The organism is Pseudarthrobacter sp. (genome assembly GCF_036675385.1).
Lineage (GTDB): Bacteria > Actinomycetota > Actinomycetes > Actinomycetales > Micrococcaceae > Arthrobacter.
In genome coordinates this window covers 20539-32158 of the sequence record NZ_JAKFFD010000022.1, presented here as the reverse complement: position 1 = coordinate 32158, position 11620 = coordinate 20539, and the positions used below count along the sequence as shown (strand labels likewise).

10 protein-coding genes are annotated in these 11620 nt (G+C 65.0%); 1 reads left to right on the top strand and 9 read right to left on the bottom strand.

From position 1 onward, the window contains the following. The 3 genes from V6M49_RS02080 to V6M49_RS02070 all read right to left on the bottom strand — a co-directional run. On the bottom strand, positions 1-138 hold a 138-nt coding region (locus V6M49_RS02080), incomplete at its 3' end, for a class II fructose-bisphosphate aldolase (protein ID WP_332759782.1). A gap of 126 nt (positions 139-264) precedes the next feature. Continuing rightward, entirely contained in the window at positions 265-1521 is a 1257-nt protein-coding gene (locus tag V6M49_RS02075) for a lipase family protein (protein ID WP_332759774.1), read from the bottom strand. Positions 1522-1667: 146 nt separating this feature from the next. Continuing rightward, complete coding sequence (locus tag V6M49_RS02070; RefSeq protein ID WP_332759773.1) at positions 1668-2351, bottom strand: TrmH family RNA methyltransferase; 684 nt, start codon at positions 2349-2351, stop codon at positions 1668-1670. A 61-nt stretch (positions 2352-2412) separates the two neighbouring features. Here V6M49_RS02070 and V6M49_RS02065 point away from each other — a divergent pair, with 61 nt between their 5' ends. Then, positions 2413-3243 carry an HAD-IIA family hydrolase gene (locus V6M49_RS02065; protein ID WP_332759772.1) on the top strand — a complete coding sequence of 277 codons (831 nt, stop codon included), beginning with the start codon at positions 2413-2415 and terminating at the stop codon, positions 3241-3243. Here the strand turns inward: V6M49_RS02065 and V6M49_RS02060 are convergent. The 6 genes from V6M49_RS02060 to uidB form a co-directional block, all read right to left on the bottom strand. After that, positions 3240-4280, bottom strand: a complete 1041-nt coding sequence (locus tag V6M49_RS02060) for an alpha/beta fold hydrolase (RefSeq protein WP_141139321.1) — start codon at positions 4278-4280, stop codon at positions 3240-3242. The genes V6M49_RS02065 and V6M49_RS02060 overlap by 4 nt on opposite strands. Before the next feature lie 70 nt (positions 4281-4350). Next, positions 4351-4923, bottom strand: coding sequence for an orotate phosphoribosyltransferase (gene pyrE, locus V6M49_RS02055; protein WP_141139320.1), 573 nt, complete (start codon positions 4921-4923; stop codon positions 4351-4353). A 10-nt stretch (positions 4924-4933) separates the two neighbouring features. Next, positions 4934-6223: an FAD-dependent oxidoreductase gene (locus V6M49_RS02050; protein WP_141139319.1), complete on the bottom strand. Its 1290-nt coding sequence runs from the start codon at positions 6221-6223 to the stop codon at positions 4934-4936. Between the two features lie 151 nt (positions 6224-6374). Beyond that, the gene (locus tag V6M49_RS02045; RefSeq protein WP_332759780.1) at positions 6375-8642 is read right to left on the bottom strand and encodes a gluconokinase, GntK/IdnK-type; all 2268 of its coding nucleotides are present in this window, start codon (positions 8640-8642) and stop codon (positions 6375-6377) included. A gap of 56 nt (positions 8643-8698) precedes the next feature. Next, positions 8699-9928, bottom strand: a complete 1230-nt coding sequence (gene manD, locus V6M49_RS02040; protein WP_141139318.1) for a D-mannonate dehydratase ManD — start codon at positions 9926-9928, stop codon at positions 8699-8701. Between the two features lie 45 nt (positions 9929-9973). Further along, the gene (gene uidB / locus V6M49_RS02035) at positions 9974-11413 is read right to left on the bottom strand and encodes a glucuronide transporter (RefSeq protein WP_332759770.1); all 1440 of its coding nucleotides are present in this window, start codon (positions 11411-11413) and stop codon (positions 9974-9976) included. Between the last annotated feature and the right edge of the window lie 207 nt (positions 11414-11620).

Genomic DNA, 11620 nt, shown 5'->3' with positions numbered 1-11620 from the left:
GGACTCAGCCTCGGCGAAGCCGCGCAGTGCGGCGTTCAGCGTCTGCGAGGAGGTGACGTTGACGGCCGGGAATGCATAGCCTCCGGCCTTGGCACGGTCGATCATCTCGGAGTAGATCTCTGGGGTTGCAATGGGCATGGTGACTCCTATGCTGAGTTTTCGTCTATGGGTTGTGACCCTGGAGAGTAGACCTCTTACGGCTAGCAACCATCCTAGCCATTTCTGTGCAGGGGCAGTGTTTCGGGTCACGCGGGCCGGTAACACTTAGCCGTACAGCCAGCAGTTGCTCACTGCGGACCGGTTTGAGAAGCGGCGCTCCAGGAAGATGAACGCCTGCGGGATGGCGGCCGCGTAGCCGCCGATGTGGGTGGCCCCGGCCGTGACATCGAAATACACCGACGATCCGGCGGCGCACCAGCGCTTGGCCAGCTGCCTGCCTTGGTCGTAGGGGATGACGTCATCGAGGACGCTGTGCGAGAGCAGTACGGGGACCTGCGGCGCCCGGCCGTTGCCGATCGTCTGTGCGGCAACGACGGTTTCTAGCTCGGGAAGCTCCAGCAGCGAGCTCAGCTTCTGCCCCGAAACCGTGAGCTGCGCGGTGTTCAGGAAGCCGCTTGAGGCGAGCGACTGCAAAGTGCATTCGTTGTCTGTCGCCGCCAGCTTCGCCCGCCCTGCGGCGTTGAGGTGGGGGCTCAGGTCCAGTCCGCCGGCGGCGCCCATGCCCGTCACCGCGTAGAGCAGGAACCCGGTGTACAGGCCGCCGTCGAGGTTTCGTCCGACGGCGGGAAGGTCAGCGGGGACCGCCCCCGCGTACGCGCCCTTAAGGTTCAATTCCGGAGCGTATTGGGGTGCAAGCTCGACGGCGGCTGCAGAGGCGCCGCCGCCTTGGGAGTAGCCGGCCAGCGCCACCGGGCCGCCGGGGACGATCTGAGGGCTCCCCAACCGCTGGGCGGCACGGGCGGCGTCGAGGACGGCGTGTGCCTGCGATTCGCGCGCCATGTAGGTGTGGCTGCCGGCCGTGCCGAGACCCTCATAGTCGGTCACCGCTACGGAGTAGCCCCGCGCCAGCAGCCCGGCAATGAAGATCCCCTCGTATTCCTCGCCGGTAGCCATGGCCCGGGACGGTGCGCATTGGTCCCCCTGCCCCTGGGTTCCGGCGGCGTAGCTGACCAGCGGACGCGGGCCGGACCCGGTCCAGGCCGCGTACGGCACCAGCACTGTGCCGGTCACGGCGACAGGCGCTCCGGAACTGTTCACTGACCGGTACATGATGCGCTGCACGGAGGCCTGGGCCCGGATGGTCTTGAGAGGATCGACATAGAAGACAGACGGCTCGGTCCGGACCAGGTCGCCGTTGTTGGCCGGAAGCGAGGCGGGGGTGCTGTAGAAGTCAAGCGGGTTGACCGTCGTCGCCGGTGTAAGGAAAGGTGCCGGAGCGGCTTGGGCTACCGCGCCACAACCGAAGGTGAGAATCGCTGCCAAAACAACGGCCGAACAGACGCGTACAGAAGGATGCTTCATTGAACCTCCAGTCAGTGCCACACTCGCCAGTGAGTGTGATCCAGCCACATGCTACTGGCGGGTAACTTGTGGACCTAGGGATTCGCGAAGATTATCGATAGTTTCGTCTCGGATTAAGCGCCGGGGCCAGCCGCGCCTGCAGCGGGTCAGACGGGCTGGCTGAAAACGTGCCGGCGGATCCAGGCGTGCATGGCGATCGCGGCGGCGGAGGCGGCGTTGATGGAGCGGGTGGAGCCGAACTGCTCGATGGACAGGGTGGCAAGGGCCGCCTCGTGGACCTCCGGCGTCAGCCCGGGCCCTTCCTGGCCGAACACCAGGACGCAGTCCTTGGGCAGCTCATACGTCTCCAGGGGCACGGAGTCGGGGAAGATGTCGATCCCGATGATCGCGAGCCCCTCCCCCTGCGCCCACACCACAAAGTCCTCCACGGTGGGGTGGTGGCGGACGTGCTGGTAACGGTCGGTGACCATCGCCCCGCGCCTGTTCCACCGGCGTCGTCCGATGATGTGGACTTCCTTGGCGAGGAACGCGTTGGCGGTTCGCACCACGGTGCCGATGTTGAGGTCGTGCTGCCAGTTTTCGATGGCGATGTGGAAGTTATGCCGCTTCGAATCGAGGTCCGCCACGATCGCGTCATGCTTCCAGTAGCGGTACTGGTCCACCACGTTGCGGCGGTCGCCGTCAGCGAGCAATTCCGGATCCCAGTGGTCACCAGCGGGCAGCTCACCGTCCCAGGGCCCGACGCCGACCTCCGCCTTTGGCTCCGGCGCCTCCCCGGGCGCTGGCTCCTCCGCTGGAATCGGATGAGGTTCGACTGGGTCTCCGGGCATTTGTTTCACCCCTCAACACTAGACTGGACCACTGGAGCATTCATCACCGGCGGAGGTAAACGTGGCAGAAACAGACCAGGTACAGGGTTCACCGGCGGTTTACCGCAGCGGCCAGGAGATCGAATGCTGGCTGACAGACATGGACGGCGTACTCGTCCACGAAAACCAAGCCGTCCCAGGGGCCGCCGAACTGATCCAGCGCTGGGTGGACACGTCCAAGCGGTTCCTGGTGCTGACGAACAATTCGATCTTCACGCCCCGCGACCTGGCCGCCAGGCTCCGGGCCTCCGGGCTGGAGATCCCCGAGGAGAACATCTGGACGTCCGCACTGGCCACGGCCACCTTCCTCAAGGACCAGGTGCGGGGTTCCGGCTCCGGGAACCGCGCCTACACCATCGGCGAGGCAGGGCTGACGACGGCGCTGCACGAGGCAGGCTTCATCCTCACCGACCAGGACCCGGACTATGTGGTGCTCGGCGAAACCCGTACGTACTCCTTTGAGGCCATCACCATGGCCATCCGCCTGATCCTGGCCGGGGCCCGCTTTATTGCCACCAACCCGGACGCCACCGGCCCGTCCAAGGACGGCCCGATGCCCGCGACGGGCGCCATCGCCGCGCTCATCACGAAGGCCACCGGCCGGGAACCGTACATTGTGGGCAAGCCGAATCCCATGATGTTCCGGTCCGCCATGAACCAGATCGATGCGCACTCCGAGACCACGGCCATGATCGGGGACCGGATGGACACCGACATCATCGCCGGCATGGAGGCAGGCCTGCACACGGTCCTGGTCCTCAGCGGCATTACGCAGCGCGAAGACATTGCCGCCTATCCGTTCCGGCCCAACCAGGTGCTGAACTCCGTGGCCGACCTGAAGAACCAGATCTAGAAGACCGTCACCTTCGAGCCGCCGCGGGGCAGCGGAAAAAAGTCGTCCATGAGCCGCTCCACGATGGGCCGGTAGATGAGCGGATTCCAGCCCGGGCTCGCGTGCGCCGGCAGGGCACCGTCCGTTTGCAGGTCCATGGAGACCATGTGGGGTTGGAACGCTGCCGACCACGCGTCCTTGGCCGTCTGGTACCGGACTGTGCGGTCCTTCGGGTTGCCGATGTACGCCATCCGCGTGGCGCCGAGCTTGTCCACAAACCGGTTTCCGTCGAAGTGGTAGATGTAGGCCGACTCGGACTGGATGAGCACACTGGACGGGGCGATCGGCGACAGCTGCTCCATGGTCTGGTCCAGGATCTGCCGCCAGGTCCGCTCGTCCTTGTGGATGACGCGCTCCCCCAGTTCGTAGCTGCCACGGACCACGGACGGGACCCGGAAGCCGCTCTCATACAGGAACACCACGCCGTCGAACCAGCTCTCGTCCAGCACGTCGCTCCGGCTGTAGGGGCTGGAGTCCAGCAGGATGAAGTCAACCTCCACGCCGTGGAATTCCCTGAGCCGCGCGGCCACCTGGGTGGCCACCATGCCGCCGAAGCTGTGGCCGTAGAAAAAAAGCTTGGTCAGCTTTTTCGCCCGGACATGTTCGATGACGGCGATCACCACCTCGTCGATGTCCAGCCCTAGGTTGGAATAGCCGACGGCGGCCAGCTGGCCGCGCTTGTTCAGCGCACCACGCATTGCGTTCAGGATCCAGAGCGCCTCTTCCCAGCTTGTTTTGTAGCCGGGGAAGAGGAACCAGCTGGCGTTCGGGTAGTAGGCGTCGGCGAAGTCGTCCGCGACCTGCAGTATCCGGTTGACCTGCCGCTCCGCCTGGACATGGCGGGTGACCAGCATGTCCGCCGCCAGCAGGGCCGAGGCGCCCGTGCCGGCCAGGAACCCGCGGCGCGAAAACCGCTTGAGTGCGGCGGCATTGGCCAGCAGCCGGGCTTGATGAGCTCCTGGCTGTTCCTGCGGATCTGCTTCCCCCCTGTACGGCACACCTCTACCGTAGCCACAGCGGAAGCCGCCGCTGCAACCCCGGGGCCGTGAAACCCCTGGCGTGAACCCGCTAGGAGAGGCCCAGCTCGTCCTTGCCGAAGGCGAACAGGTAGGGCACGCCGGTCTCGGCTTCGATCTTTTCCTTGGCACCGGTGTCCCGGTCCACAATGACGGCCACGGCCACCACGTTGCCGCCGGCTTTCCGGACACCCTCAACAGCGGTGAGGGCGGAGCCGCCGGTGGTGGACGTATCCTCCAGCACCAAGACCTTGCGGCCGTCAACCGACGGACCTTCAACCTGGCGGCCCATGCCATAGGACTTCTGGGCTTTGCGGACCACAAACGCGTCCACGGTGCGGCCGGCGTCCACCGCAGCGTGCATAACGGCGGTGCCCACGGGGTCAGCACCCATGGTCAGGCCACCCGCGCACTCAAAGTCGATCCCGGCGTCGTCCGTCAGCGCCAGCATGACCTGGCCCACCAGCTTGGAGGCCTCATGGTGCAGCGTGATGCGGCGCAGGTCGATGTAGTAGTCGGCCTCGGCGCCGCTGGACAGGATTACCTTGCCACGGACCACGGCAAGTTCCTTGATCAGTTCCAGCAGGCGGGCACGGGCAGCGGCAGCGTCAAGAGGGGAAGTCATGGTGTCCAGTTTAGTGGTTCCCCGATTTGTGACGGCGCGCCAAACCGGGCGGCTTTGCTGCTTGCTGCTGCTGAACGGGGCGGGCGAAGGACGGTGCATGTTCCGGGCGGGGTCCGAACGCGATGAGCCGCGGCATCAGCCGCCGGACCATCGGGGCGTGCCGGACGACAAACAGCAGGGCCCGCGGGGGCTCCGTCCTCCTTCCGGCGAACAATGGGACGAACACTGCGCGGTGCAGCATGCGCTGCACCGTCTGGACAACCACGGTGGGCATCCTGCGCCTCCGTTCCACTCCGGCGAGATCCTGCACGGATACGTGCCCCCGGAGCAGTGCCGGCGCCAACCGGCCCGCTGCCGCTACCGCATCCTGGATGGCAAGGTTGATGCCCACGCCACCCACCGGGGACATGGCATGGGCAGCGTCGCCAATGCACAACAGCCCGTCCACGTACCAGCGCCGCAGCCGGTCCAGCCGCACATCCAGCCAGTGCAGGTCCTCCAGGGACCGAATCGAATCCACCCGGTCAGCCAGGTCAGGACGCAGTCCGGAAACGCGCTGCCTGAAGCGTTCCACGCCCTCGGCCCGGATCCGCGCGTCTTCTCCCTTGGGGCCGAGATATCCCATCTGGTAATAGTCGTCACGGAACAGGGCGATCATGGCTTCCCGGTCTCGGAATGCCGGGACGATGCCCGCCACGGCGCCCTTCTCCGACGCATGGCGCGGAAGCCTGAACCACCACGTGTCGAAGGGGACGGGGTAGTTCGTTGGCTTCAGCCCGGCGGCCCGGCGCAGCACTGAATGGCGCCCATCAGTGGCCACCACGAGGTCCGCAAGGAGTGCTCCTTCACGGCCGTCGTGTGTGCGGTAGCGGACGCCGGCGACACGTCCGCCGTCGAACATTAACGACGTTGCTTCGTGTTGCATCAGGAGCGTGAAGGTGGGTTCGCGCGCGGCCTCCGTGGCCAGGAAGTTCAGGAAGTCCCACTGCGGCATCATGGCAATGTAGTTGTACGGGGGCTTCAGGGACGCGAAATCCCCGAACGTGACCAAGCCGGCGCCCGGGATGGGGATGGCAACGTTGTTCAGCCTGCTCTGCGGAAGCTGACGGAAGCTGTCGCCCAGTCCCAGTTCGTCGATCAGCCTGATGGTGGAGGCATGCACGGTGTCGCCGCGGAAATCCCGCAGGAAGTCGCCATGCTTTTCGAGGACCGTGACCTTCACGCCTGCCCGGGCCAGCAGCAGCCCCAGCATCATGCCCGCCGGCCCTCCGCCCACAACGGCGCACACCGTTCGCTCCATGCACTAACGGTACGCCGCACGTGTCGTGGCCGCACTCGCCTGGATTGGGACGCGGAAATGGCCCTGTGACGCAGAAATGGAACGGCGCTACGCGTATCCGCGTAGCGCCATTCCATCTGCGAGTCGTCAGCCTAAAACCGCAGCGATAACCCTAGAGCCGCGTGTCGAAGGAATCGCAGAACACGTTCTCGTTGAACGTCCCCTGGAACTCCGACTTGCCCATGATCTTCTCGATCGTGGCGCGGATGGCCTCCACAGTTCCCGCATGGGCGTGGATGGCGGTCTTGACCATCGGCACGTCGATGAGGTGGTTGGGCTGGTTCAGCGACACAAACACCGTGGGAACCTCGGTAACGTACCACGGGATTTCCGCGGCCATCGGGGTGGACCACTTGATCCGGATGGCCGCTTCCTGGGCAAAGCCCTTGACGTTCGCGAAGACAAACGCGGCGTCGTACTTGTCCGCGTAGTCGCCGGTGGCTTCCTCGGAGATGATGGACATGAAGTTCACGCCCGTCTCCCCCGCGGCTTCGCGCTGAGCGGCGGTTTTGAACAGGTGCACCTCGAAGCCGGCTTTTTCCAGCTCGTCCTTGACCGTGTCCAGGTACGCCAGCGGGTCCGCCCGGGTGAAGTCCGAGCCGCCCGAAATGCCGTACAGGCGGATCCGCTGGTGCGTTTCCGGCCGGATGGGCAGGTTGTTGGCAGTGTCCTTGACCAGGGTGACGGTCTTGTCCGCGATCTCCGCCGCGATGGCCCGGTGCGCCTCGCTGCCGATCACAGCGAGTGCTTCCACCGGCGGAACCAGTTCGTTGCGGTCCTTGAGGTGCAGCCCCAGCGAGGCCTTGAGTGCCAGGATGCGGCGCAGGGCGTCATGCAGGCGCTGCTCCGTGATGACGCCGGACTTGTAGCCGTCCAGCATGTACTGGAAGTCTTCGTCGGCGTTGCGGAAGAACAGGAACATGTCGCAGCCGGCGGCAATGGTCGCAGGAACCAGGTCCTTGCGCTTCATGGCCTGGGTGAGCCCGATCATCTGCGAGGCATCCGTGAGGATGAGCCCGTTGAAGCCGAGCTCGCCGCGCAGCAGGTCCTGGAGCAGCTCCGGGGCCAGGGTGGCGGGCAGGATGTCCTTGTCCGCCAGGCCCGGGCGGAAGTGCCGGGAAAGTTCCGGCGCGCCGATGTGCCCGATCATGATGGACTGCACGCCGTGCCCGATCATTTCGCGGTACACGTGGCCGTACGTCTTGTTCCACTCGTCGTAGCCGAGGGTGTTGTAGGACGTGACCACGTGCTGGTCGCGCTCGTCCATGCCGTCGCCCGGGAAGTGCTTCATGGCACAGGCAGTGGGCGATTCACTGATCCCGTCGAAGTACTCCTTGGCCCGTTCCACCACGATCTCCGGCGTGTTGCCGAAGGCCCGGGTGGAGATGACCGTGTTCCGCCAGTTGTAGTGGATGTCCACAATCGGGGCGAAGGCCCAGTTGCAGCCCAGGGCTGCGGTTTCAACGCCGGCAACCTGCCCCATCCGGCGCGCGATCGACTTGTCCGGGTGCGAACCTGCCTGCAGGTGCGTGGCCACAAACGTGCCGTCGTCGCAGCTTCCGGCGCCACCCATTTCCGGGTTGGACGCCACCAGCAGCGGCACCTTGGACTTCGACTGCGCGTACCGGATGTGTTCCTGGACGGCAGCGGAGGGGCCCGGCCGGTACCGCATGCCGCCCACGTGGAAGTTCTCCAGCACGCCATCGAGGTACTCCGGGGAGTAGTCGTTGTTGTGGTTGATGAAGAGCTGCCCGATCTTTTCCTCAAGCGTCATCGATTCCAGGGTGGTGTTCACCCAGGTGATCGCTGCGTCATCGAGGTTGAACGGCGCGGCCTGGAGGTCGACGTCGAACTGGCGCCCTGGGGTGCCAGTGGCACCATGGGCGGGGCTTCCGACGGCGGCAGTCACCGCAGCCGCGATGCCCGCCAACGCCTCGGCCACGACCTGGTCCACTGGAGCGGCGATGTCCACCACAAAGCCTGCCTCATCGGCTTCCAACGCTTCGAGGGTGGCCAGCTGGGATTCGAGCAGCGCGGGCGGCATGAAGTGCCCGGAGCGGCCTTCAGTCCGTGCCCTGAGAACCTCTTTGCTGCCGTGCAGGTGGAGGAACACCGTATCCGGCGCCTTGGCACGGATGGCGTCGCGGTAGCTGCGGCGAAGAGCCGAGCAGGCCAGAACCAGGCCGCCCTTGGCAGCTGCCAGTTCATTGCCCACCGTGGCGAGCCACGGCCAGCGGTCCTCGTCGGTCAGCGGAGTGCCCGCCGCCATCTTGGCGACGTTCTCCACCGGGTGGAGGGAATCGCCGTCGAGGAACTGGACGCCCAGCTCGCGGGCCACCAGGTCACCGATGGTGGTCTTGCCGCAGCCGGAGACGCCCATCACGATGACGCGGGGACCTGTAGCTCCTCCTGCTGGGGCGGGCGATGTCGCGGCGGTCACCAGTCGTGCACCGTTCCGTCCACCAGGCGGTTGTACGGCAGGTAAGCCTGCTGGTACGGGTACGCTGCCGCGGCTTCCTCGTTGAATTCGACGCCGATGCCGGGCTTGTCGCCCGGGTGCAGGTAGCCGTCCTTGAAGGTCATGGACTGCTCGAAGACCTCGTTGGTCTTGTCCGAGTGCTGCATGTATTCCTGGATGCCGTAGTTATGGATGGCCAGGCCAACGTGCAGCTGCGCGGCGAAGCCCACCGGGGAAATGTCCGTTGGGCCGTGGAAGCCGGACTTGATCTGGTACTGGGCGGCGAAGTCCATGACCTTCTTCAGCGGGGAGATGCCGCCGAAATGGGTGGAGGCTGCGCGGACGTAGTCGATCAGCTGTTCCTTGATCAGGGTCTGGTAGTCCCACACCGTGTTGAAGATTTCACCGATGGCCAGGGGCGTGGTGGTGTGCTGGCGGACCAGGCGCAGGCCCTCCTGGTTTTCGGCCGGGGTGCAGTCCTCGAGCCAGAAGAGGTCGTACGGTTCCAGGGCCTTGCCGAGCTTGGCGGCCTGGATGGGCGTCATGCGGTGGTGGCCGTCGTGCAGCAGCGGGATTTCCGGGCCGAACTCGTTGCGCACGGCTTCAAAGACGGTGGGCAGGTGGCGCAGGTAGGCGCGGGTGTCCCAGTCCTCTTCCTGCGGGAACGCGCCACGGCCGGCGGGTTCGTAGTCGTAGCGCTCGCCCGAGGCCTGGGCCTGCGCGGCCACACCGTAGACAGCCTTGATGCCGGGGACGGCGGTCTGGATGCGGATGGACTGGTAACCCAGTTCCAGGTGCTCGCGGACCGAGTCGAACAGCGACTCGAGGTCAGCGCCGGAAGCGTGGCCGTAAGCGCGCAGGCCGTTGCGTGAAGCGCCGCCCAGGAGCTGGTAGACCGGCATGTTCGCCATTTTGCCCTTGATGTCCCACAGAGCCATGTCCACGGCGGCGATTGCGGCCATGGTGACCGGCCCGCGGCGCCAGTACGAGCTGCGGTACAGGAACTGCCAGGTGTCCTCGATCTTGTGCGGATCCTTGCCGATCAGCAGCTGGGCCACGTGCTCTTTGAGGTAGGCGGCAACAGCCAGTTCGCGGCCGTTCAGCGTGGCGTCACCGATGCCGGTGACCCCGTCGTCCGTAGTGATGCGCAGGGTCACGAAGTTACGTGACGGGCTTGTCACGAAGACTTCAGCGGCAATGATTTTCACGGCAGATCCTTTCGGGGACTTCTGGTCAGTTTGTGGTGCTGGGACTTAGTGGCCGGCAGTTTTGCCGGCGTCAACCAGCGTGCCGGCGTCAGCGGTGGTGCTGCTGCCGGCGCCAGTGGTGGTGCTCGCGTCAGCGGCTTCGCCGGCGCCCACAGTTTTGGTTCGGCGTTCCTGGATCTCGTTGAGGATCTCCGCGTGCTTGGCGTCGGTCAGCGTGTACTTGGACATTACTAATACGGCAAGGATAGTCAGCACGGCAGGGATCGCGCCCGCCGCAATCTGAATGCCGAACAGGGCGTCCGCGGTCTGGGCCGCACCGGACTTGTAGCCGCCCAGTGCCAGGGCGTATGCCGCCAGGGCGCCGCCCACAGCCTGGCCGGACTTGCGGGTGAAGGAGAACAGGGCGTAGGTGATTCCTTCGGTGCGGACGCCGGTCCGCCATTCGCCGTACTCCACCGTGTCGGCTTCCAGTGCCCACACCACGATGTTGACCGCAAGGACACCCACGAGGCTGACCACGAGGCCGGTAAAGCCGAGCCAGACCTGGCCGGTCGGAGTAAAGAAGATCATCGCACCGCCGACGACAGTGACCAGGGAAGAGTAGATGTAGACACGCTTCTTCCCGACGTTACGGACCAGCCTGGGCATAAAGGCGGCCAGGAAGAACGTGAGCGCCAGCTGGATGATGGACAGTACGGGGTACAGGTCCAGGCGGCCCAGGACGTCGCGCAGGTAGTACAGCTGCACGGAGGTCAGGGCGAGGTAGCCGGAGAGGAAGAAGAAGGAGCTCAGGCACAGCATCAGGAGGGGCTTGTTGCCTTTGAGTGTGTCCACGCTCTGCTTGAACGTCACCTTGGGGACGGCTCGGTGCACGCGTTCCTTGGCGGTCAATGCGGTGAAGAAGTACAGCGCCGCCCCGATGACCACAAACACGAGGGTGATGGTGGTGAACATCGACTGGAGATCGGCACCGGGCTTGATCAGCGGCGCAACGAAGATGCCCAGCGAAGAGCCCACCAGCAGGGCGCCCACCATGCGGGCCGAACCCAGCTTGGCGCGCTCTCCAGGATCCTGCGTCATGGCGCCGGCCAGCGAGCCGTACGGAATGTTCACGAGGCTGTAGGCAAGGCCGAGGGCCGCGTAGGTGACGTAGGCATACAGCAGTGTGCCGGATTCGCCCAGCTGCGGAACGGAGAATGTTGCCACGCTCAGGAGGAGCAGCGGGATGGAGCCGAACATGATGAAGGGACGGAACTTGCCGAAGCGCTTGCTGTAGGTCCGGTCAACGATCCGGCCGGCGAAGACGTCAGCGAAGGCGTCAAAGAGCCTGACCACGAGCAGCAGGGTTCCGGCAGCCGCTGCGGAGATGCCGGCAACATCCGTGTAGTACACCAGCAGGAACATGGTTGCGGTGGTGAATGCGAGGTTGTTGGCTGCATCGCCGGCGCCATAGCCGATGATGCTGAGCTTGTTTAGCTTTTTCATGAATTGGGCTCCTTTACCCTTGCCGCCGTGTTGGCCAGCCAAAAATTATTGAAATGCTATGCAGCGATGAATCTGTGGCGATGCTGGAGTCGGCAGGATCCGCATCCGGCGGGCGTACCGCCGTGTGTTTCTCGTTGTCTGTAATCCTAGTCACTTGGCAATAGAATGGCAAGCGGTTGCCATTAATTTCTGTTGAAACTTCATGAA

What these genes read in the sequence shown, in the direction of transcription:
- pyrE (WP_141139320.1), bottom strand. Translation starts at nt 4,923, where the DNA reads ATGACTTCCCCTCTTGACGCTGCCGCTGCCCGTGCCCGCCTGCTGGAA.
- uidB (WP_332759770.1), bottom strand. Translation starts at nt 11,413, where the DNA reads ATGAAAAAGCTAAACAAGCTCAGCATCATCGGCTATGGCGCCGGCGAT.
- V6M49_RS02050 (WP_141139319.1), bottom strand. Translation starts at nt 6,223, where the DNA reads ATGGAGCGAACGGTGTGCGCCGTTGTGGGCGGAGGGCCGGCGGGCATG.
- V6M49_RS02075 (WP_332759774.1), bottom strand. Translation starts at nt 1,521, where the DNA reads ATGAAGCATCCTTCTGTACGCGTCTGTTCGGCCGTTGTTTTGGCAGCG.
- V6M49_RS02070 (WP_332759773.1), bottom strand. Translation starts at nt 2,351, where the DNA reads ATGCCCGGAGACCCAGTCGAACCTCATCCGATTCCAGCGGAGGAGCCA.
- V6M49_RS02045 (WP_332759780.1), bottom strand. Translation starts at nt 8,642, where the DNA reads ATGGGCGTCTCCGGCTGCGGCAAGACCACCATCGGTGACCTGGTGGCC.